We start from the raw sequence: 19949 nt of genomic DNA on the forward strand, positions 1-19949 counted from the left end.
CAGCTCCACACTGACCTCGATCGCCAACGACTACGACTACGGCCAGGTGTTCGCCAAGCAGATTCGGGCAATCGGCCGCCCAGGAGATGTGCTTCTGGCGCTGAGCACGAGCGGCAACAGTGCTAACATCGTCGCCGCTATCCGATCCGCTCAGGAAAACCACATGCGAACCGTTGCTTTGACGGGTCGCGATGGCGGCAATGCCGGCAGAGGCTTGCAAGCCTCTGATGTCGAGATCCGCATCTCGGCACAAGCCACATCCCGCATTCAGGAAGTCCACCTCGTCGTGGCGCACTGCTTGTGTGACCTGATCGACCAGCACTTGTTCAAGGCCGCGTAGTTGGATATGCCGCCATTGCGGGTACCGCGGCGCAGCTCGAAACGAATCCCGCCGCATCAAAAAAACCAGTGGCCGGGATCGACGGTGAGAGGACGGAAATACCGACAACAAGCGTCCCGGGACAAGCGCAGCGAGTTGGCGGACAGGCGTTACTTGACGATTCGCAATTTCGGCTTCTTGCGTCCGCCACCGGAGCTGACGTCGTCACCGCCCGAGCCGGAGGGTGGCTCATCACCGTCCAACTCGCTGAACAGCATCCCCTGGCCATTTTCACGTGCATAGACCGCCAGCACGGCCTGTACGGGGAGATGGACATCGCGCGCGTTGCCTCCGAATCGGGCATTGAAGTCAATGGCGCTGTTGCCCAGCTTCAACGCGCGCACGGCACGCGGTGCCACATTGAGCACTAATTTTCCCTTGTCGGCATATTCGAGTGGTGCATGCAAGCCTTCCTGGGTCGCATCAACCAACAGATAGGGTGTCAGTTCATTGTCGACGATCCATTCGTATAAGGCCCGAATGAGATAGGGCCGACTGGAGGTCATGCTCATGGCTCACCATCGTCGATCAGGCGCGCATCGCCCGTTCCGCCTCGCTGAGACTCTTCTGAAAAGATTCCAGTGCAAACAGCCGCTCCTGATAATCGTGGATACCTTCGGAGCTTGGCGGGATTTCGACTCCATAATGCGGTAACCGCCACATGAGCGGCCCGAGCGCACAGTCCATCATGGTAAGCTCGTCGCTGAGGAAAAACGGCGTTCCGGACGCGAACACCTCATTACTCGCCACCAGGCTCTCCCACAACTCCTGGCGCAGGGCGCTTACGGTTTTGTTGTCTGCCGTATCGAACTGCATCAAAAGACGACACCAATCCCGCTCGATTCGGTAAATGACCAGCCTTGCCTTGGCCCGTGAAACGGGATCCACCGGCATCAGCGGCGGATGCGGAAATCGCTCGTCAAGATACTCGCTGATTACCTTGGAATCGTACAGGACAAGGTCGCGGTCTACCAACGTCGGGACCTCTCCATACGGGTTGAGGTCGACCAGATCCGCCGGCCGCTCCTCCTCGAGGTCAACAGAGACAACGTCGGCCGCAATCCCCTTTTCCGCCAGCACGAACCGTACCCGATGGCTGTCGCAATTGGTGGGTCCGGAATACAATGTCATTATGGATCGTCGGCTTACAGCCGCCATATGCCAGCTCCACCAAGGTTTATATAGCAAATGCCGCCCACAAAAAGGCCGCGCAATCAGTGCACGTCCTTCCAATATTCTCGCTTGAGCAAATATACGATGGCGAAGAAGACGATCAGGAACAAAAACACAGGCAATCCGAGCGCTCGCCGCGTGGACTGTATCGGCTCACTCGCATAGACCAGAAAATTCACGATGTCGCGCGTCATTCTGTGATACGCGACCTCGCTGAGCGCACCGGCCCCCTCCGGCACCTTGACGCCGATCACCTCTTGGCGCTCACCGGAGCCCTCCTCCTGCACCGGCTCGTAGACCGGCTCCGGAATCCCCTGCAACCGCCAAAGCACGTGTGGCATGGACGCGTTCGGTAGCACGAGGTTATTGACTCCCGTGGAGGTATCATCATCACGATAGAAGCTATTGAGGTAGGTGTACACCCAGTCTGCACCGCGGCCGATATCCAGGCCGCCACCGTGGCGCCGCACGACCAATGTCAGATCCACAGGAACCGCACCAAGCCAGTCGTTGCCATCCTCTGGGCGCATCGCACTGATCATGGGCGAGGTGATCTTGCTGCCGTCCCAGATCAGGTACTTCTCCACCAGCTTGTCGGACACACCGAGGTCACGCCCCAAGCGCTGATAGCGCAAGTACTTCAATGAGTGGCAGCCCATACAGTAGTTGACGAAATATTTCGCGCCCCGTTGCAACGAAACCTTGTCGTCTAAATCGGTCCGCACGTCCATCAGCTCGGGGCCTTCCGCGGCGGCGACGATTCCCGGTAGCAGCATCAGTGCAAGCAAGCAGGCAAGCTTTCTCATTGCAGGGTCACTCTCTCCGGCTCCGGCTTGGTCTTTTCCAAGCCAAAGAAAGTGTAGGCCCAGAGAAACGCGAAATAGCCGAAATAGAGCACCGCACAAATACGCGCCACCAAATTGCGGCCTGGTGTCGGCGGCTTTGCGCCGAGATGCCCCAGAATCAGAACGGCGACCACGAACACCCCCAGGGCGATCTTGAACCCGCGCCCCCGATAACGCACGGAGCGCACTTTGCCGCGATCCAGCCAAGGCAGAAGGAACAACACGAAAATTGACGAGGCAAGGGCAATGACGCCCCAAAGCTTGTCCGGCACGCAGCGAAGGATCGAATAGAAGGGGGTAAAATACCAGACTGGCGCGATGTGCTCCGGGGTTTTGAGGGGATTGGCCGGTTCGAAATTCTCGGGCTCCAGAAACAATCCCAGCATGGTTGGTGCGTAGAATACAACCAAAACGAACACCGCCAAGAACACCGTCAAGCCCATCAGATCCTTAACGGTGTAATAAGGGTGGAATGGAATGCCATCCACGGGATGGCCGCTGGCATTCTTGTTGCGCTTGATCTCGATGCCATCCGGGTTGTTCGAGCCCACCTCGTGTAGCGCCATGAGGTGCACGACCACCAGCATCACGAGAAGCAACGGCATCGCCGCCACATGAAGCGCAAAAAAGCGGTTCAAGGTGACATCGGAGACGGTGTAATCGCCCCGGATCCAGACCATGAGCGACTCCCCGACACCGGGAACGGCACCGAAGAGCGAGGTGATCACCTGCGCGCCCCAATAGGACATCTGCCCCCAGGGAAGCAGGTACCCGAAGAACGCTTCGGCCATCAGGATGGCGTAGATCACCATGCCGATGAGCCACAGCAACTCTCGCGGCTTGCGGTAGGAGCCGTACAGCAGTCCTCGGAACATATGCAGGTACACAACGACGAAAAACGCCGAAGCGCCGGTGGAGTGGAGATAGCGGATGAGCCAACCCCAATGCACATCGCGCATGATGTACTCGACCGAGGCGAAAGCGCTCTCGGCATCCGGCTTGTAGTACATCGTCAGCCAGATCCCCGTGACCAGCTGCAAAACGAGCACGAACAGCGCGAGCGAACCGAAGTAATACCAGAAATTGAAATTCTTGGGCGCATAGTACTGGGCGACGTGCTCTTCCCAAAGCTTCGTGAACGGGAAGCGCGCATCGATCCAGCCCATCAGGCCCCGAGCCTTGGCGCCTTCACTCATGAAGCGGCCCCCTCTTCCTGGTGTTCACCGATGATGATGCGTGACTCACTGGGATACCAATAAGGCGGTATGGCAAGGTTGAGCGGTGCCGGCACCCCCTTGTAGACACGACCGGCGAGATCGTATTTGGAACCGTGGCATGGGCAGAAAAATCCGCCCGGCCATGCGTTGTCCACCGAACCGGGCTGCGGCTCGTAAAGGGGTATACAGCCGAGGTGGGTGCAAATACCGATGATGACACCGTACTCGGGCCGTATCGAGCGGGGCAGATTCTGGCAATACGGAGGCTGCTGAGTGGCGACCTCCGAGTGAGGATCCCGCAGCAGATTATTGAGCTCCGACAAGTTTTCCAGCTCTTTCGGCGTGCGGCGGAATATCCAAATCGGCTTGCCCCGCCAATCGACATCGATCTTCTGGCCGGGTTCGAGCTTACTGATGTCCACTTCGACCGGTGCGCCCGCCGCCTCCGCCTGGACGCTCGGCTGCCAATAGGTCAGGAAAGGCACGGCAGCATACGCCACGCCCACACCACCGACCACGCCAGCGGCCCCGGTGAGCAAACGCCGTCTTTTTAAATCCGGCCCCTGCGGTTTCATCCATACCCCCTTAGCTGGATTGGCGATAAAACGGCCAGAAAAAACGGCCAGGAAGGCCGGCTCTCGGGGCTCTCGAAATGCCACAATTCGCGCGCAGCGTGCAAGGATCTTACATAGCGCCGAAGTCGTCAAGCGCAGCCAAGCTGCCGCCCGCGAAGCGCCCGAGGCGCATCACACGGGATTGGGGTCGTCGAGAAAACGGTGTTCCAACGCGAGACTCGCGGCAAGTTGCTTGCCGAGTGCCTGAACGCCATAGCGCTCGGTCGCGTGATGGCCTGAGGCGAAGTAGTGGATCCCGAATTCCCGGGCCTCGTGGGTAGTGGGTTCAGAGATCTCGCCGCTGATATAGGCATCCGCCCCAAGGCTTACCGCCTCGCTGAGAAATCGCTGCCCGGCACCGCTACACCAGGCCACCCTGCGGATGACCGCCGGGCCAGCGCCCACCTGCAACGGCTCGCGGCCCAATCGGCAGGACAGCCGCTGTCCAAGCTCGGCCGCCGAGATCGGCGCCGCAAACCGGCCGAAGGCAAGCAGCCCGGGCACTCCACCGGCCTCGGCGTAGCCCTCTAGCTCGATTTCAAGGCGCTTTCCCAATTGGGCATTGTTGCCGAGCACCTCATGAACATCCAGGGGCAAATGATAGGCGATCAGACTGATACCGTGGCGCAGCAAAAGGCCCAGCCGTCGTGCCTTCAGCCCCGTCACCGACGGCGATTCGCCCTTCCAGAAATAGCCGTGGTGCACCAACACGGCGTCCGCCTCGGCCGCGATCGCTTGCTCGAGTAATGCAACCGAGGCCGTGACGCCTGTCACGAGGCGCGCCACCTCGGCTCGGCCCTCAACCTGTAATCCGTTGGGCGCGTAATCTGGGAATCGGCGTGCGCCGAGCAGCTCATCGCAGTAACGCACCAGCTCAGAAAGCGGTACCATGGCGCTATCGAGTCCTCGTCAGAATTGCGTGGCCAGGCTTGTCATCCTCGGGGCGTCTCCGCGTAGCGGCGCGGGGCAATGGAGTGCGAGATAGAACGGCGTGAGGCCGAACAAACGTATCGCTCAGTTCATAGTCAAGTATCTCGGCATCGGTGTCGCCGTCGCGCTGATTACGATCTGGCTGACCCCGGGCCTGATGCGCCCCGAACGGGCAGTCGTTGAGATCCACGAGGCTCCGTTGGCCAGCCAGGTTGCCATGGTGGGGACGACGGCCACGCCGAATTCCTACGCCGAGGCCGTCTTGCGCGCCGCCCCCGCAGTGGTGAACATCTATACCGCAAAACAAGTGGCCGAGTCACGTCACCCCTTTTTTGACGATCCAAGCTTACGTCGCTTCTTCGGCGAGCGAGGCGGCCCTCCCCGCCAACGTCTCCAGACGTCTCTGGGCTCCGGCGTGGTGATAAGCGGCAAAGGCTATGTGCTGACAAACAACCACGTGATCCAGGGCGCGGATGAGATCCAAGTGTTGTTGTCCGATGGGCGCACTGCTGCGGCCGTCGTTGTCGGTACGGATCCGGAAACCGACCTGGCCGTCCTCAGAGTCGGCCTCACGAAGCTTCCCGCCGTCACGCTCGGCCACTCCCAAGCCCTGCGGGTCGGCGATGTCGTGCTCGCCATCGGCAATCCCTTCGGTATCGGGCAGACGGTCACCCAGGGTATCGTCAGCGCCACCGGACGCAACCAGCTCGGACTGGCCACTATCGAGAACTTCATTCAAACGGATGCCGCCATCAATCCCGGCAACTCCGGCGGTGCGCTAATCAATGCGCATGGTGAGGTGGTGGGCATCAACACCGCGATTTTCAGCCGGACCGGAGGCTCGCTCGGCATCGGCTTTGCCATCCCAATCAGTCTCGCTAGCGGGGTCTTCAAGGGCATCGTCGAAGAGGGCCGCGTGATCCGCGGCTGGATCGGTATCCAGGTACAGAGCCTCACCCCGGAGCTGGCCAGTTCGCACGGGCTTGACGCGCCGGCGCAGGGGGTACTCATCGCGGATGTGTTGCGCGACGGGCCGGCTGCGCGTGCCGGCCTGGCTCCCGGCGATGTCGTGCTGAACATCAACGGCAAACCGGTCGCCGACATTCAGGCGCTGCTTACCATCATCACGGCCCAGAGGCCCGGTGCCACGATCGTGGTCTCGGGACTGCACAGCGGCGCGGCGTTCCAGCGCCGCGTTTCGGTCGAGGAACGGCCAAGCCGGCTATGATGGCCATAACGGTCGAGCGCTATTCGCTCTCGCTTTCGCAAACTTGGATTCTGTATTCGGCCGATCGGGCATGTGCGGTCAGCCCCTCGCCGCGCGCGATGGGTGCGGCGATGCGCCCCAAACGAGCGGCACCTTCGGCCGAGCAGTGGACAAGGCTGGTGCGTTTTTGAAAATCATAGACCCCGAGCGGCGAAGCAAACCGAGCCGTGCGCGAGGTCGGCAGCACATGATTGGGCCCCGCACAGTAATCGCCGAACACCTCGGCAGAATTCCGGCCTAGAAACACCGCGCCTGCATGCCGCACGGCGCTGAGCATCCGCTCGGGCTCGATCAGCGAGAGCTCCAGATGCTCAGGGGCGACGAAATTGACCACGTCAGCCGCCTCGGCAAGGTCGCGCACGCAGACGAGCGCGCCGCGGCTGTTGAGCGCGGCGCGAATAACCTCGGAGCGCTCCATTGCCGGCAAAAGCCGCTCCATTGCACTTTGCACCTGGTCAAGATACAGGGGGTCCGGACACACCAGCACGGCACGGGCGTCCTCGTCGTGTTCGGCTTGGGCGAACAGGTCCATTGCAATCCATTCCGGGTCGGTCTGGCCATCACAGACGATCAAGATCTCCGAGGGGCCGGCCACCATGTCGATTCCAACATGTCCGAAGACACGCCGCTTGGCCTCCGCCACGTACGCATTGCCCGGGCCGACGATCTTATCCACCGCCGCAATGGTCTCTGTGCCGTAGGCCAATGCACCGATCGCCTGTGCCCCGCCGAGGGTGAACAATCGATCCACCCCGGCGATCTGGGCCGCCGCTAGCACCAAAGGATTGATCTCACCTCCCGGGGCCGGAGCAAGCATGGTGATTTCATCGACGCCGGCAACGCGCGCGGGGAGCACGTTCATCAGCGCCGACGATGGATAGGCCGCCTTACCCCCGGGCACGTACACGCCCACGCGCTCCAGCGGCGTCACCTGCTGGCCGAGAATGCTGCCGTCGGGTTCCGTATAAGACCATGACTCGGTTTTTTGCCGCAGGTGGTAGGCACGGATTCGCTCCGCGGCGAGTTCCAAGGCTTCCCGCTGCGCCGTTGGCACTGCGTCCAGGGCTGCCGCCCAGCGCTGCGGCGGGATTTCCAGTTCCGCGACGGCGCTCGCCTCGATGCCATCGAAGCGGGCGGCATACTCGAGCACCGCAGCATCGCCGCGCTGGCGTACCGCCTCGAGTATCTCCGCGACGGTTTGCGCCACCTGCGCCGCCGCTTCGTCATTCCAATCCGTTAGCCGCCGGAGATTGTCCCAAAAATCCGGTTGTGTGGTACTGAGACGTTTGACTGTAAGCATTTGTGCTCCAGCGTGGTCAATTACCGGTTGCCCCGGGCGGTTCCGACTGGCGCTGCATTGCCGCTACGGCCGCCCGCATCCGCACCAGAAACGGCTTGATCAGTCCGTGCTTGGTCTTCATCGCCGCCCGGTTGACCACCAGACGCGAGCTGATATCCGCGATGTGCTCCAGCGGCGCCAAGCCGTTCGCCTGCAATGTGCTCCCGGTGTCTACCAGGTCGACGATCAAATCGGCCAGGCCAACCAGCGGTGCAAGCTCCATAGAGCCGTAGAGCTTGATCAGCTCGACCTGCCGCCCCTGCTCAGCGAAATAGCGCCGGGTGATGTTGACGTACTTGGTCGCGACACGAAGGCGCCGAGCAGATACGTTTGCGCCGGGCCGCCCCGCGACCATGAGACGGCATCGGGCGATCCCCAAATCCAACGGCTCATAGAGTCCCTGACCGCCGTACTCCATGAGCACATCCTTGCCGGTCACGCCGACGTCGGCACCACCGTACTCGACATACGTGGGCGCATCCACGGCACGCACGATCATCACCCGCACCCGCCCCAGCCCGGTGTCCAAAATCAGCCGGCGGCTCACCTGCGGGCGCTCGACGGGCTCGATACCGGCATAGCCCAACAAGGGCAGTGCCTCCGTGAGAATCCGGCCTTTCGGCAAGGCTATGAGCAAGGTGTCATCATCACTCATGGCAGAACGCCGCACGCGCTTCTCAGCCCGGCACACGCCGAATGTTGGCACCGAGCTGAGAGAGCTTTTCTTCGATGCACTCGTAGCCCCGGTCGACATGGTAAATACGATCCACGACCGTTTCCCCCGCCGCCACCAACCCCGCCAAAACAAGGCTCGCGGAAGCGCGCAGGTCGGTCGCCATGACGGGCGCCCCCATGAGCCGGGGCACGCCGGTACTGATTGCCGTACGCCCTTCCAGGCGCATGTCCGCACCCATGCGCTGCATCTCCAGCACATGCATGAAACGATTCTCGAAAACCGTCTCGGTGACCATGCCCACGCCGCTCGCCACGGCGTTGAGTGCACAGAACTGGGCTTGCATGTCGGTAGGGAACCCAGGATAGGGCGCGGTCCGCACCTTGACCGCACGCGGGCGTTCCCGAGCCATATCCAACTCGATCCAGTCCTTGCCTGTATTCACCCAGGCACCGGCCTCCTCGAGCTTGAGCAGTACCGCCTCCAGCAGCTCCGGTCGGGTATCCTTGACCTTGGCGCGCCCCCCGGCCATCACAACCGCCACCAGATAGGTTCCGGTCTCGATCCGATCGGGCAGCACGTCGTAATGGATTCCACAGAGCCGCTCCACGCCCTCGATCACGAGCGTGTCCGTGCCGGCGCCGTTGACGTGGGCGCCCATTCGGTTAAGGCAATTAGCCAGGTCAACGACTTCCGGCTCCCGGGCTGCATTTTCGATAACCGTGGTGCCCTTGGCCAACGTGGCTGCCATCATCAGATTTTCGGTGCCGGTGACACTGACGAGGTCCATTACCAGGCGCGCGCCGCGCAGCCGCTCGCAACGGGCCCGTATATAACCGTTCTCCACTTGGATCGTTGCACCCATCTGGCGCAACCCCTCCACGTGCAGATTGACCGGTCGATTTCCGATGGCACACCCGCCTGGCAGCGAGACATCGGCCTGCCCGTATCGGGCAAGCAGCGGTCCCAATACGAGGATCGAGGCTCGCATGGTCTTCACGAGCTCGTAAGGCGCGTGATGTTCGCGGATCTCGCGGGGATCGACCTCAATGTTCATGCGCTCATCGACAGTGAGCCGCACGCCCATCTGGCCCAACAGTTCCATCGTGGTGGTGATGTCATGCAAATCCGGCACACGGCCGACCCGACTGGCGCCGTCGGCAAGCAGCGTCGCCGCCAAGATCGGCAAAGCCGAATTTTTCGCGCCCGAGATGCGAATCTCGCCCTCCAGGGGGCAGCCGCCCTGGATAATCAGGCGCTCCATGGATCAGCCATTATCCGCCGCCCACTGCGCGGGGGTCAGGGTCCGCAGCGAGATCGCGTGCAACACATCGCTGTCGATGTGCTCCTGTAGCAGAGCGTATACCATCCGGTGCCGCTTGAGCATGGGGGTACCTTCGAAATCCGGAGTGACCACGAGCGCCTGAAAATGCCGCCCGTCACCATCGACCTCCACGCGCGCCTCGCTGAAACCGGCCTCGATCAGCTGCTTAATCTGCTGCGGGTTCATCATAAACGATCTCCTGTGTGGTCATGGCCATCCGCCTCGGCATCGGTCTGCGAGAATGGCAACAACCGCTCCACTCCACTGACCCGGGCGATCGTGAGGAGCGCTTGCGGTGCATTGACGAATTCCAGGGAATGGCCGGACGCGCGAACCACGCGCGTCCACTCGATCAAAAGCGCCAACCCCGCGCTGTCGACTCGTTCGACCCCGGAGAGATCGACACAAAGGCGCGGGCCCCGCTTGAAGACGGATTCGAGATCCTGGCAAAGCCCGGGGACCGCATCGAAAGTCAGCTCGCCGAGCAGCGCCAGTTTCCCTTCGTCCTCGCGCACGCGATGCGTTGCACTCACGACGAGGGTATGCCCTTGGCGTTACGCTGCGAGAGCTGCTCGATCAGCGCATCGAGGCCATGGCGCCGGATCTCGGAGCGAAAAGAGCTGCGGTAGTTCTGAACCAGGCTGACGCCGTCAACGATCACGTCGAAGACCTTCCAGCCGGCGTCCCGCTTCTTGTAGAGCTTGTAGTCCAGCGCGATGGGCGGCCCATCGGATTGCTTGATACTGGAGCGCACGGTTACCCGGCCCGTGCGCGCCTCGGAATGCATCGGCTCGAACTCAACGCTCTCGCCTGAATATTCGGCCAGCGATCTGCCATAGGTGCGCACCAATAGCTTGCGAAACTCGCCAACGAAGCGTTCGCGCTGCGCGGGCGTAGCGGTGCGCCAATCCTGCGCCAGCACGAAACGGCTCATGAGCTCGAAGTCGAAGTGCGGCAGCACCAACTCCTTGACCAAGTCATAGATCATGGAGGGATCCCGCTGCAACTCCTGGCGATGCTCTCTGATGGCTTGCAGCGTCTTCTCGGTCGTCTGCCGCGCCAGCGCATCCGGTGGCAGCTCGGCCGCCGTTGCGCTGAACAAGCCCATCGCCGCAGCCAGCCAAGCCACGGCCAATGTCACCATGATCGAGCGTATCAAGGCTTTTGCTCTCCACCCGCGTTGCTGTCCGAGGCACCCGAGGCCTTGCTATACAGGAACTGACCGATCAACTGTTCGAGCACGACGGCCGATTGGGTCAGCATGATCTCGTCACCGGACTTGAGCACCTCTTCCATACCTCCGGGTTGCAGGCCGACATACTGTTCACCCAGCAAACCGGCAGTGTAAATGCTCGCGCTGGTATCCTGCGGTAGGTTGGCATACTTGTCGGAAATGGTCAGCACTACCCGTGCCTCGAATGTCTGCGGATCGACGTCGATCTCCTCTACCCGGCCAACGGAAACCCCGGCCAGGGTCACCGGTGCCCGCACCTTCAGGCCACCGATGTTCTGAAATAGGGCAATCACATCGTAGCCGCGCGTCTGTTGGAAAGCGGATATATTGCTGACCCTCAAGGCCAATATCAGCAATGCACCCAAGCCCAGCAGGACAAACAGCCCCACCCCAATCTCCAGCAACCGCGAATTCTGCATGCGCCCTGCCCGTCCGTTTGCTACCACGCTCAGTCGAACATGAGCGCAGTGAGGATGAAATCCAGGCCCAGCACCGCCAGCGAGCTGTGCACCACCGTCCGTGTCGTGGCCCGGCTCACGCCCTCCGAGGTCGGCGTGCAATCGAAGCCCTCGAACACGGCCGTCCAGCTGACAACAAAGCCAAAAACCAGGCTCTTGAGCACTCCGTTGACTACATCGTCAGTGAAACTGACCTGCGCCTGCATCTGTGACCAGAACGCGCCGCTGTCCACTCCCAGCAGCACTGTGCCCACGAAATAGCCGCCGAACACACCGACGAGCGTGAAGATCGCGGCGAGCAGCGGCAGCGCGATCATCCCACCGAGCAATCGCGGCGCCACCACGCGGCGTTCCGGATCCACCGCCATCATCTCCATTCCGGAGAGCTGCTCGGTGGCCTTCATCAACCCGATTTCCGCTGTCAGCGCCGAACCCGCCCGGCCGCTGAAAAGCAAAGCCGAGATGACCGGACCCAACTCCCGGGTCAGCGACAGCGCCACCAGCACCCCCAGCGAGTGCTCGGCACCAAAATCCACCAGCGTATAATATCCTTGCAGACTCAGCACCATGCCGACGAAAAGCCCGGAGACGACGATGATGAGCAGGGAAAGCACGCCGGTGAAATAAATTTGAGCGATCACCAGACCGGGGCGGAGTAATAACGCCGGCATTCCGAACAGCACGCGCAGCAGAAACAGGTGCCCGCGCCCAAGACGCGCGGTGGCGGCAAGCGTCTGTGCGCCGAACAGCCGTAGCCATTCGATCATGAAACGAATCCCTTGGCACCGCCCGTGCCGAGCAAATCCTCCTCGAGGGAGGCGGCCGGATAGTGAAACGGTACCGGCCCATCAGGTAGGGCATTGAAGAACTGACGGACCCATTCGGATGAGGACTCGCGCAGCGCCCGTGGAGAGCCGGATTCTACAATCTTACCTTCGGAGATCACATGAACGCGGTCCGCGATCTCCGAGGTCTCCGCCACGTCGTGCGAGACGACGATGCTGGTCAAGCCGAGGGCGTCATTCACCAGGCGAATGAGCTGCACCAATATTCCCATGGAAATGGGATCCTGTCCGGAGAAAGGTTCGTCATACATGACGATCATCGGATCCAGGGCGATGGCTCGCGCTAATGCCACGCGGCGCGCCATGCCGCCCGAGAGTTCGGCCGGGTAAAGATTGCGGGCGCCGCGCAAGCCAACCGCCTCGAGCTTGATCAGCGCCAGATGGCGGATCAGCGCCGGCGGCAGGCGGGTATGCTCCCGCAACGGGAAGGCCACGTTCTCGAAGCAGTTCAGATGAGTGAACAACGCACCGCTTTGGAAGAGCAAGCCCATGCGCTTGCGCAGCTCATAGAGCTGTGGGCGCCTGAGCGCATGGACGTCCAACCCATCGACCCGAATTCTTCCCGCATCCGGATGCAGTTGTCCGCCGATCAGCCGCAGCAAAGTGGTCTTGCCGGTGCCACTCGGGCCCATGATCGCGGTGACCTCACCCCGGCGGATTCCGATATCCAAGCCCGCAAAAATCTGCTGCCGCCCGCGGGAGAAATGCAAGTTCTCGATCTCGACGACGCAATCGCTGTGTTGATCACCCGCATCAGTTGCCATGTGCAATCGCTTGAGTCGTTGCCGGACCCGACGCCGTACGCCGGAGCAACGGCAGAACGGTTCTCGACGAGCTTGGCAAAAGCCTAATTTTTGGCGAGCGCCGCGAGTATCCGGCATCGCTTGACCACAGTCAAATCACCAACCCGCCGCCGGTGGAATGCACAGCCCGAGCGCCCGCACGTCTGCTCGCCGCGGAAAACCGCGATGCCAAGTGGGCATGGTCGCGCGGAGATCGTAGCCGCCCGTCTATGGCAAGCGGGACATTGCTATTGGTATAGCCATCGGGTCCAATAGAGCTACTCAGCCAAAGGATGTAACAGAGCGCGCGCTGGCCTGGCGTGGGCAGTCTACCCTATTTCTCGACGGTCGAGAGCTTCAATGACCACAGCAGAAAATCGCAGGCACGACGCCGGAAGGGTCGCTCGTCTATCGTTTCTTGCCGTGCAAAGCCCACCGAGCGAGGCTCATTGCGCCATCGGTCGATCACAAGGAGGCGCAGCATGACCGACTCGGATACCCTGCATCCACCGTCGCGGCAACGGGCCACCGATGAGGATCTCTGTCAACTCGGCCGTGACGTCATAGAGGTGGAGGCGGCCTCCATTCTGGCGCTTCGCCAGCGCATCGACCACGAGTTCGCGCGCGCCTGCCGTCTACTGCTCAACTGCCGGGGTCGCGTGGTCGTTACCGGCATGGGAAAATCGGGACATATCGGTGGCAAGCTGGCGGCCACCTTGGCGAGCACTGGGACACCGGCTTTTTTCGTTCACCCGGGGGAAGCCAGTCACGGCGACCTCGGCATGATCACGGTGAACGATGCGGTCATTGCCTTATCCAACTCCGGTGAGACCCGCGAGATCACGACCCTCCTACCTTTGATCAAGCGCCTGGACGTCTCGCTCATTGCCCTGACGGGCAACTCGCACTCCACGATCGCCCGTGCCGCTTCGGTGCACATCGATATCAGCGTCACGGAGGAAGCCTGTCCGCTCGGCCTGGCCCCAACCTCGAGCACCACCGCGGCTTTGGCAATGGGCGATGCACTGGCCATCGCGCTGCTCGATGCGCGGGGATTCACTCGCGAGGATTTCGCGCGATCTCATCCCGGCGGTGCGCTGGGCCGACGCCTGCTGCTGCGCATAGAGGACGTCATGCACGTGGGTGAGCGCATTCCGCGGGTCGCCCCGGAAACGCTATTGAGCCACGCCCTGGTGGAGATGACCAACAAAGGACTAGGCATGACTACCGTCGTCGATACCGAGGGCCGTGTACTGGGTATCTTTACCGACGGTGACCTGCGCCGTGCGGTGGATCGTCAGCTCGATGTGCACGTTACCCGGATGGCTGAGATCATGACCCCCGGCGCTCGCACCCTTTCCGCCGACAGCCTGGCCGCGGAGGCGCTGCAGCTCATGGAGCGCCATAAGATCAATGCCTTGTTGGTGGTGGACAGCGAGAACCGTCTTATCGGGGCGCTGAACATGCACGATCTCCTGCGTGCCGGTGTGGTCTGATGTCGGCATTTGCCGATGCCTATTGCGCGCGCCCCGACGCGGAGGTGATCGCGCGCGCGGCACGGATACGCTTGCTGGTGCTGGATGTCGACGGCGTCCTCACGGACGGGACCCTCTACATTGGCCCGCATGGCGAGGCCATGAAGCCGTTTCACAGCCATGACGGCAAAGGCGTCGCCATGGTCATTGCCTGCGGCATCGAGGTCGCCCTGTTGAGCGCTCGCGGCTTCGTCGCCGTGGCCAGAAGAGCGCGGGAACTGGGCGTTCGCCACGTGATCCAGAACACGTGCGACAAGCGCCGTGCGCTGGACGCGCTGTGCCAGCAACTGGAGATCGTGGCGAGCGAATGCGCTTATGTGGGCGACGACATCGTCGACCTTGGCGCCGTGCGCACCGCCGGCTTGGGCATCGCGGTAGCGGACGCCCACCCCCGCCTTGCCGCAGCCTGCCGCTGGCAGACCCGACGCCCGGGCGGTCGCGGCGCCGTGCGGGAAGTCTGTGAATTACTGCTCGCGGCCCGCGGGCGTCTGCAGGATCTATTGGAGCAGCATGGCTAGCCTCAATCGCAATCGCCTGTTTCCGTTCGGGGCAGTGGTAGCGCTGGCAATTCTGGCGTGGTGGCGATTCGATGAACGGCAGCCGGAGCAACGGCCATCGGAGCAAACCCAAACCACCTATTATTTCGCCGACTTCAGCCTTCATGTGACGCGCCCGGACGGTCGCACCGACTATACGGTGCGCGGCAAGCGCATGGTTCACTACCAGCAAGCCGACGTATCGATCATCGAGCAACCGGTATGGACAGTGTATATGCCCTCCGGCGCCCCCTGGTACGGACGCTCCGACAATGGCCGCATGTGGGCCGGTGGCAGCGAGGTGCTGCTCCGTGGCAAGGTTCGGCTGAATCGCCCAGCGAGTTCGGTCAATCCTTCCATTGCGCTGGAGACGCAGCGTCTGCACCTTCTGCCTCATGAAGACTACGCCGATACCGACACGCCGGTGACGGTCTACGGACGTGATTTCCACATCGACGCCACGGGTGCCCGGGCCTGGATGCGCACGCAGCGCGTTCAGTTGCTCGCCGAGGTCGAGGGGTACTATGCAGCAGCGAGTCACTGAGCGGTGGATCGTCTGGTCGCTGGCCATTGTCACCATGATCACACTATTGGCGCCGTACTCGAGCAGCGTCGCCCGCAACAGCGACCGTGACCAACCCATCAAGCTCAGCGCGAACCAGGCCGAGGTCGATAACGTCAAGGGGGTGAGCGTCTACCGCGGTGACGTCGTGCTCATCCAAGGGACGCTGAAAATCACCGGCAACGTCATGCATGTCTACTACGCCCCGGCCAGTCGCGAGCTTGATCACATTGTCGTCGAGGGGGATCCGGCAAGCTACCGTGAACTGCCCGAAGGCGAGAACGAGTACGTGCACGCCAAGGCGCCGCGCATGGAATACTATGCGAGCGGACCGCGCAGAATCCGCCTATTGGAAGGCGCCACCCTATGGCAGGGCTCCAACACCTTCCGGGGCCACCAGGTTCTCTACGATATCGAGGCGGATCAGGTCGAGGCGCATTCCGGTAAGGACAAGACGAACCGAATTCATATTACGATCTATCCCAATCAGAGACAGGGCAAGGACGCAGACAAGAGCCAATGAGTACACCCCAGCCAGTTCCCAGCAACGAGCTCAAAGCCACTGGGTTGACCAAGCACTACCGCCGTCAGCCGGTGGTCCGGGATGCCTCGTTGCACATCCAAAGCGGTGAGATCGTCGGCTTGCTTGGCCCCAACGGGGCCGGCAAAACGACCTGTTTTTACATGATCGTCGGGCTGGTACCGGCCGACGGCGGACGCATCGCCTTGGACGGCCATGACATCACGCGCCTACCGATGCATGCCCGCGCCCGCTTGGGCATCGGTTACTTGCCACAGGAGGCCTCGGTCTTTCGCAAGCTGACGGTGGCTCAGAATCTGATGGCCATTCTCGAGCTGCGCCGGGGGCTCTCGCGAGTCGAGCGTCGGCGCATCATGGAAGGCCTGTTGGAGGAGTTCCACGTGGCGCACCTGCGCGATCAACTCGGCATCAGTCTCTCCGGCGGTGAGCGCCGGCGGGTGGAAATCGCCCGTGCCCTGGCGGCGGATCCGCGCTTCGTCCTGCTCGACGAGCCTTTCGCCGGTGTCGATCCCATTTCGGTGGGCGACATCAAGGATATCGTCCGGCATCTGGTTGCCCGAGGAATCGGTGTGCTCATAACAGATCACAACGTGCGCGACACGCTCGGCATTGTCGATCGGGCGTACATCCTGAGCGGCGGCAAGATGATCGCCGAGGGCTCTGCGGAAGCCGTGCTTGCCGACGATCAGGTCAAGGCGGTCTATCTAGGGCGTAATTTTCGCCTGTGACGAACGCCCAGCTTCTGGCACCATAAGAAATCGATCAACAGCTGCGCTACTCTGTAATGTGATACGTTTCAATCACGGACGTTACGCGGTAGCCGCTTGGGAGCTTCGCCAGCACAGCGAAACATGAAACAGTCGCTTCAGCTTCGCCTGCGTCAGCAGCTCACAATGACTCCCCAGCTTCAGCAGGCCATACGCCTGTTACAGCTGCCCACCCTTGAGCTGCGGACGGAGATACAGCAGGCCCTCGAGTCCAACCTGATGCTCGAACTCGCCGAGGAGGCCGATAACAGCTTCGATGAGACGGAGCTGCTCGTGAGCCCTTCGGAGCGTGAATACGAGACCGAGCGGGGGGCCGAAAGCGCGGCGCAGAATCGCGAGGACGCGGCACAAACCGAGCGACTGAGCGATGATCTGCCGATGGACACGACGTGGGAGGATGTCTACAACGGCACGACCGTGTACAGTGACCCGGGCTATACAGAGGAGCGGGATCCTTTTGCCAATCAAAGCGAGGGCGGTCAATCACTACAGGATTACTTGTCCTGGCAAGCCCAGCTCAATCGCTTCTCGACCCGGGAGCTTACCATCGCCGAGGCCATCATCGATGCGGTGGGCGACGACGGTTATCTGAGCTGCCCCCTGGATGAAATCCATATGGCGCTTCCCGCAGAATGGGGCGTGTCCGCGGAGGAAATGGAAGCCGTTCTGGGCCAGGTTCAGCACTTCGACCCGGTGGGCGTTGCAGCGCGCGACCCGCGGGAGGCGCTGCTGGTCCAGCTCGACCAACTCGAGCCCGAGACGCCGTGGCTCGCGCAGGCGCGGCAGCTCATCGACCAGTACCTTGGGCTGGTCGCCAAGCGGCAATTCGCCCAACTCAAGCGTAGGCTGCGCCTCGACGAGGAAGCCCTTCAGCAGACACTGGCGCTGGTCCAGACGCTCGATCCCCGGCCCGGCTTGCGCATCAGCAGTGCGCGACCCGAATACATTATTCCGGATGTTTACGTGCGCAAGGAAAATGGCTCATGGCATGTGGAGGTCAACCCGGATGCCTATCCGCGTGTGCGCGTCAACAGCCAGTATGCAGGGCTCGTGCGTCGCGGCGACAACAGCCGTGACAACTCGGTCATGCGACAGCACCTCCAGGAAGCGCGTTGGCTGATCAAGAGCTTGCATTCGCGCAATGAAACCTTGCTGAAGGTGGCACAGTGTATCGTGGAGCGGCAACGGGATTTTCTCGAGCACGGCGCTGAGGCAATGAAACCCTTGGTGCTGCGCGAGGTGGCCGAAGCAATCAATATGCACGAATCCACCGTATCGCGCATCACGAGCCAAAAGTACCTCAGGGCGCCGAGCGGGACCTACGAGTTCAAGCATTTTTTTTCGAGCCATGTTCAGACGATGGACGGGGGAGAATGTTCCGCGACGGCGATACGGGCCCGAATTCGGCGTTTGATCGCCGACGAAGACTCGTCATGCCCGCTCAGCGACAATCAGCTAACCGAGCGACTTCAGGCTGACGGCATTAATGTGGCGAGAAGGACGGTGGCCAAGTATCGTGAGTCCATGAGTATCGCGTCATCCACAGAGCGCAGGCGTCTGGCCTGATCACCGAGAGGGCGTTATGCAAATCGATATCACTGGGCACCACGTGGAAGTCACTGAGGCGTTACGCGATTATGTGGCGTTGAAATTCGACAAGCTGGAGCGGCACTTCGACAACGTGGTCGATGCGCACGTCGTTTTGACCGTCGAGAAACTGACCCAGAAAGCGGAGGCGACGCTCAACTTAAGCGGGGCCAAACTCTATGCCGATGCGCTTGATGAGGACATGTATGCTGCAATCGACGCTCTGATCGACAAGCTCGACAGACAAGTCGTCAAGCACAAGGAAAAGCGGGCGGATCACCATCGCCGGGAAGGCTCGGTAAGCCAAGCTCTCGAACAGTAACGAGCCGGTGGGCGGGATGCAGGACCCTGGCCCGTGCGAATATCGCACGTGAGGAACGTCTCAAATTTCGTCCATTGGGGCATTGGACAATGAACGTTGTCAACCTGTTAGTCCCTGAGCGTATCCGCTGCGGGGTTCATGTCACCAGCAAAAAACGCAGTTTGGAAGTTCTCAGCGTGCTCCTCGCTAACACGATGGGCGAGCCCACTGACAGAACGATTTTCGAGCATCTGATCGGACGGGAGCGCCTAGGGAGCACTGGGCTCGGCAAAGGCGTTGCATTGCCGCATGCCCGCGTAGACGGAATCAGCGACACATTAGGCGCTCTGATCCGACTCGACCAGCCGATTGACTTCGATGCCATCGACAAGCAACCGGTTGATTTGCTATTCGCCTTGATTGTGCCGAAGCATTTCACCGACGAGCATCTACGCATTCTCGCGGCCTTGGCGGAGCTATTCAGCGATCACGCCTTCTGCGAACGATTGCGCAGCAGCCAAAGCGAAGAGGAGATTTACCAGCATATCAGTCGCTGGCAAGCCAGCCAGCAAGGCGCCTGAGCCGGCGTTATAAACGATGTGCCCTCACTACCTGGGGGATGTGGCAATAGACAAAGGAATACCCTGGCAGACGACTCCCGGTAATGACCAACCGAACGGCCGACAGCGAAACCGGCCGCAATTGCGCGAGCGTAAGTGATCGAGCTCGGCCGTGCGTGGCGTTCAAATCGGTCGGAGAGAGGGAATGCGGAATACAGTAAGACTAGGGAATATCAGGCTCGACTGCGCCGCACTCGCCCGCGCACTAGATGCACCGAGGCCGTTGGCTGCGGACCTCCCCAGCCACCTGCACTTGCCGGAAACGGCGAGCTGTTGGGTGGGTCGCGAACCCGCCGCGTCGATTCGGTTATTGCCGTCCTGCCCGCTGCCTGATGCCGCGGACGCACCATTGCTCTGGATTGACACCTCCCACATCAGCGCCGCTCAGCGTCGCGACTACCGGCTGCAATCGCCGCTAAT

General features: G+C 61.5%; 25 protein-coding genes. 10 read left to right on the top strand and 15 right to left on the bottom strand.

What is annotated here, in order from left to right; genetic code table 11:
* On the top strand, positions 1–340 hold a 340-nt coding region (locus AC52Q4_RS02305; protein ID WP_495535185.1), incomplete at its 5' end, for an SIS domain-containing protein.
* Positions 341–489: 149 nt separating this feature from the next.
* Here AC52Q4_RS02305 and AC52Q4_RS02310 read toward each other — a convergent pair.
* The 6 genes from AC52Q4_RS02310 to AC52Q4_RS02335 all read right to left on the bottom strand — a co-directional run bounded on the left by AC52Q4_RS02310 (position 490) and on the right by AC52Q4_RS02335 (position 5119).
* Entirely contained in the window at positions 490–885 is a 396-nt protein-coding gene (locus AC52Q4_RS02310; RefSeq protein WP_495535209.1) for a ClpXP protease specificity-enhancing factor, read from the bottom strand.
* Between the two features lie 22 nt (positions 886–907).
* Positions 908–1510: a glutathione S-transferase N-terminal domain-containing protein gene (locus AC52Q4_RS02315; protein WP_495535186.1), complete on the bottom strand. Its 603-nt coding sequence runs from the start codon at positions 1508–1510 to the stop codon at positions 908–910.
* Positions 1511–1593: 83 nt separating this feature from the next.
* Positions 1594–2358, bottom strand: a complete 765-nt coding sequence (locus AC52Q4_RS02320; RefSeq protein ID WP_495535187.1) for a cytochrome c1 — start codon at positions 2356–2358, stop codon at positions 1594–1596.
* Positions 2355–3593: a cytochrome b gene (locus tag AC52Q4_RS02325; RefSeq protein WP_495535188.1), complete on the bottom strand. Its 1239-nt coding sequence runs from the start codon at positions 3591–3593 to the stop codon at positions 2355–2357. The genes AC52Q4_RS02320 and AC52Q4_RS02325 overlap by 4 nt, the downstream gene beginning before the upstream one ends.
* Complete coding sequence (gene petA, locus AC52Q4_RS02330; protein WP_495535189.1) at positions 3590–4189, bottom strand: ubiquinol-cytochrome c reductase iron-sulfur subunit; 600 nt, start codon at positions 4187–4189, stop codon at positions 3590–3592. The genes AC52Q4_RS02325 and petA overlap by 4 nt, the downstream gene beginning before the upstream one ends.
* Before the next feature lie 171 nt (positions 4190–4360).
* The gene (locus AC52Q4_RS02335; protein ID WP_495535190.1) at positions 4361–5119 is read right to left on the bottom strand and encodes a Nif3-like dinuclear metal center hexameric protein; all 759 of its coding nucleotides are present in this window, start codon (positions 5117–5119) and stop codon (positions 4361–4363) included.
* Positions 5120–5219: 100 nt separating this feature from the next.
* Between AC52Q4_RS02335 and AC52Q4_RS02340 the strand changes: the two genes are divergently transcribed.
* The gene (locus AC52Q4_RS02340) at positions 5220–6386 is read left to right on the top strand and encodes a trypsin-like peptidase domain-containing protein (protein WP_495535191.1); all 1167 of its coding nucleotides are present in this window, start codon (positions 5220–5222) and stop codon (positions 6384–6386) included.
* A gap of 19 nt (positions 6387–6405) precedes the next feature.
* Here AC52Q4_RS02340 and hisD read toward each other — a convergent pair whose 3' ends face one another.
* Genes hisD through AC52Q4_RS02385 form a run of 9 tightly spaced genes read right to left on the bottom strand, consistent with a single transcriptional unit; the run spans position 6406 to position 13062 of the window.
* On the bottom strand, positions 6406–7725 hold the full coding sequence (gene hisD, locus AC52Q4_RS02345) for a histidinol dehydrogenase (RefSeq protein ID WP_495535192.1): 1320 nt from the start codon (positions 7723–7725) through the stop codon (positions 6406–6408).
* A gap of 16 nt (positions 7726–7741) precedes the next feature.
* The gene (hisG, locus tag AC52Q4_RS02350) at positions 7742–8419 is read right to left on the bottom strand and encodes an ATP phosphoribosyltransferase (protein WP_495535193.1); all 678 of its coding nucleotides are present in this window, start codon (positions 8417–8419) and stop codon (positions 7742–7744) included.
* A gap of 22 nt (positions 8420–8441) precedes the next feature.
* Positions 8442–9701 (bottom strand): UDP-N-acetylglucosamine 1-carboxyvinyltransferase, encoded by a 1260-nt coding sequence (gene murA, locus AC52Q4_RS02355; RefSeq protein WP_495535194.1) that lies wholly within the window; start codon positions 9699–9701, stop codon positions 8442–8444.
* Positions 9702–9704: 3 nt separating this feature from the next.
* The gene (locus AC52Q4_RS02360; RefSeq protein WP_495535195.1) at positions 9705–9950 is read right to left on the bottom strand and encodes a BolA family protein; all 246 of its coding nucleotides are present in this window, start codon (positions 9948–9950) and stop codon (positions 9705–9707) included.
* Positions 9947–10294: an STAS domain-containing protein gene (locus tag AC52Q4_RS02365; RefSeq protein ID WP_495535196.1), complete on the bottom strand. Its 348-nt coding sequence runs from the start codon at positions 10292–10294 to the stop codon at positions 9947–9949. The genes AC52Q4_RS02360 and AC52Q4_RS02365 overlap by 4 nt, the downstream gene beginning before the upstream one ends.
* Positions 10291–10920, bottom strand: coding sequence for an MlaC/ttg2D family ABC transporter substrate-binding protein (locus AC52Q4_RS02370; protein WP_495535197.1), 630 nt, complete (start codon positions 10918–10920; stop codon positions 10291–10293). The genes AC52Q4_RS02365 and AC52Q4_RS02370 overlap by 4 nt, the downstream gene beginning before the upstream one ends.
* The gene (gene mlaD / locus AC52Q4_RS02375) at positions 10917–11414 is read right to left on the bottom strand and encodes an outer membrane lipid asymmetry maintenance protein MlaD (RefSeq protein ID WP_495535198.1); all 498 of its coding nucleotides are present in this window, start codon (positions 11412–11414) and stop codon (positions 10917–10919) included. The genes AC52Q4_RS02370 and mlaD overlap by 4 nt, the downstream gene beginning before the upstream one ends.
* 29 nt (positions 11415–11443) lie before the next feature.
* Entirely contained in the window at positions 11444–12220 is a 777-nt protein-coding gene (gene mlaE / locus AC52Q4_RS02380; protein ID WP_495535199.1) for a lipid asymmetry maintenance ABC transporter permease subunit MlaE, read from the bottom strand.
* Positions 12217–13062, bottom strand: a complete 846-nt coding sequence (locus tag AC52Q4_RS02385; RefSeq protein WP_495535200.1) for an ABC transporter ATP-binding protein — start codon at positions 13060–13062, stop codon at positions 12217–12219. The genes mlaE and AC52Q4_RS02385 overlap by 4 nt, the downstream gene beginning before the upstream one ends.
* A 500-nt stretch (positions 13063–13562) precedes the next feature.
* Between AC52Q4_RS02385 and AC52Q4_RS02390 the strand changes: the two genes are divergently transcribed.
* The 8 genes from AC52Q4_RS02390 to ptsN all read left to right on the top strand — a co-directional run bounded on the left by AC52Q4_RS02390 (position 13563) and on the right by ptsN (position 19490).
* Positions 13563–14576: a KpsF/GutQ family sugar-phosphate isomerase gene (locus AC52Q4_RS02390; protein ID WP_495535201.1), complete on the top strand. Its 1014-nt coding sequence runs from the start codon at positions 13563–13565 to the stop codon at positions 14574–14576.
* The gene (locus AC52Q4_RS02395; RefSeq protein WP_495535202.1) at positions 14576–15133 is read left to right on the top strand and encodes a KdsC family phosphatase; all 558 of its coding nucleotides are present in this window, start codon (positions 14576–14578) and stop codon (positions 15131–15133) included. The genes AC52Q4_RS02390 and AC52Q4_RS02395 overlap by 1 nt, the downstream gene beginning before the upstream one ends.
* Complete coding sequence (lptC, locus tag AC52Q4_RS02400) at positions 15126–15695, top strand: LPS export ABC transporter periplasmic protein LptC (protein ID WP_495535203.1); 570 nt, start codon at positions 15126–15128, stop codon at positions 15693–15695. The genes AC52Q4_RS02395 and lptC overlap by 8 nt, the downstream gene beginning before the upstream one ends.
* A complete protein-coding gene (gene lptA, locus AC52Q4_RS02405; RefSeq protein WP_495535204.1) occupies positions 15676–16236 on the top strand; it encodes a lipopolysaccharide transport periplasmic protein LptA in 561 nt (186 codons plus the stop codon). Before lptC ends, lptA begins: the two co-directional genes overlap by 20 nt.
* Positions 16233–16982 carry an LPS export ABC transporter ATP-binding protein gene (gene lptB, locus AC52Q4_RS02410; RefSeq protein WP_495535205.1) on the top strand — a complete coding sequence of 250 codons (750 nt, stop codon included), beginning with the start codon at positions 16233–16235 and terminating at the stop codon, positions 16980–16982. The genes lptA and lptB overlap by 4 nt, the downstream gene beginning before the upstream one ends.
* A 123-nt stretch (positions 16983–17105) precedes the next feature.
* Complete coding sequence (locus tag AC52Q4_RS02415; protein WP_495535206.1) at positions 17106–18587, top strand: RNA polymerase factor sigma-54; 1482 nt, start codon at positions 17106–17108, stop codon at positions 18585–18587.
* Between the two features lie 16 nt (positions 18588–18603).
* Complete coding sequence (gene hpf / locus AC52Q4_RS02420; RefSeq protein WP_495535207.1) at positions 18604–18930, top strand: ribosome hibernation-promoting factor, HPF/YfiA family; 327 nt, start codon at positions 18604–18606, stop codon at positions 18928–18930.
* A gap of 89 nt (positions 18931–19019) precedes the next feature.
* On the top strand, positions 19020–19490 hold the full coding sequence (gene ptsN, locus AC52Q4_RS02425) for a PTS IIA-like nitrogen regulatory protein PtsN (protein ID WP_495535208.1): 471 nt from the start codon (positions 19020–19022) through the stop codon (positions 19488–19490).
* Positions 19491–19949: the final 459 nt, after the last annotated feature.

Source organism: Nitrococcus sp. (assembly GCF_059432795.1).

Bases quoted from the DNA above. Each gene is read 5' to 3' on its own strand.
- AC52Q4_RS02310 (WP_495535209.1), bottom strand. From the start codon at position 885: ATGACCTCCAGTCGGCCCTATCTCATTCGGGCCTTATACGAATGGATC.
- AC52Q4_RS02315 (WP_495535186.1), bottom strand. From the start codon at position 1,510: ATGACATTGTATTCCGGACCCACCAATTGCGACAGCCATCGGGTACGG.
- AC52Q4_RS02320 (WP_495535187.1), bottom strand. From the start codon at position 2,358: ATGAGAAAGCTTGCCTGCTTGCTTGCACTGATGCTGCTACCGGGAATC.
- AC52Q4_RS02325 (WP_495535188.1), bottom strand. From the start codon at position 3,593: ATGAGTGAAGGCGCCAAGGCTCGGGGCCTGATGGGCTGGATCGATGCG.
- petA (WP_495535189.1), bottom strand. From the start codon at position 4,189: ATGAAACCGCAGGGGCCGGATTTAAAAAGACGGCGTTTGCTCACCGGG.
- AC52Q4_RS02335 (WP_495535190.1), bottom strand. From the start codon at position 5,119: ATGGTACCGCTTTCTGAGCTGGTGCGTTACTGCGATGAGCTGCTCGGC.
- hisD (WP_495535192.1), bottom strand. From the start codon at position 7,725: ATGCTTACAGTCAAACGTCTCAGTACCACACAACCGGATTTTTGGGAC.
- hisG (WP_495535193.1), bottom strand. From the start codon at position 8,419: ATGAGTGATGATGACACCTTGCTCATAGCCTTGCCGAAAGGCCGGATT.
- murA (WP_495535194.1), bottom strand. From the start codon at position 9,701: ATGGAGCGCCTGATTATCCAGGGCGGCTGCCCCCTGGAGGGCGAGATT.
- AC52Q4_RS02360 (WP_495535195.1), bottom strand. From the start codon at position 9,950: ATGATGAACCCGCAGCAGATTAAGCAGCTGATCGAGGCCGGTTTCAGC.
- mlaD (WP_495535198.1), bottom strand. From the start codon at position 11,414: ATGCAGAATTCGCGGTTGCTGGAGATTGGGGTGGGGCTGTTTGTCCTG.
- mlaE (WP_495535199.1), bottom strand. From the start codon at position 12,220: ATGATCGAATGGCTACGGCTGTTCGGCGCACAGACGCTTGCCGCCACC.
- AC52Q4_RS02385 (WP_495535200.1), bottom strand. From the start codon at position 13,062: ATGGCAACTGATGCGGGTGATCAACACAGCGATTGCGTCGTCGAGATC.
- AC52Q4_RS02390 (WP_495535201.1), top strand. From the start codon at position 13,563: ATGACCGACTCGGATACCCTGCATCCACCGTCGCGGCAACGGGCCACC.
- AC52Q4_RS02395 (WP_495535202.1), top strand. From the start codon at position 14,576: ATGTCGGCATTTGCCGATGCCTATTGCGCGCGCCCCGACGCGGAGGTG.
- lptC (WP_495535203.1), top strand. From the start codon at position 15,126: ATGGCTAGCCTCAATCGCAATCGCCTGTTTCCGTTCGGGGCAGTGGTA.
- lptA (WP_495535204.1), top strand. From the start codon at position 15,676: ATGCAGCAGCGAGTCACTGAGCGGTGGATCGTCTGGTCGCTGGCCATT.
- lptB (WP_495535205.1), top strand. From the start codon at position 16,233: ATGAGTACACCCCAGCCAGTTCCCAGCAACGAGCTCAAAGCCACTGGG.
- AC52Q4_RS02415 (WP_495535206.1), top strand. From the start codon at position 17,106: ATGAAACAGTCGCTTCAGCTTCGCCTGCGTCAGCAGCTCACAATGACT.
- hpf (WP_495535207.1), top strand. From the start codon at position 18,604: ATGCAAATCGATATCACTGGGCACCACGTGGAAGTCACTGAGGCGTTA.
- ptsN (WP_495535208.1), top strand. From the start codon at position 19,020: ATGAACGTTGTCAACCTGTTAGTCCCTGAGCGTATCCGCTGCGGGGTT.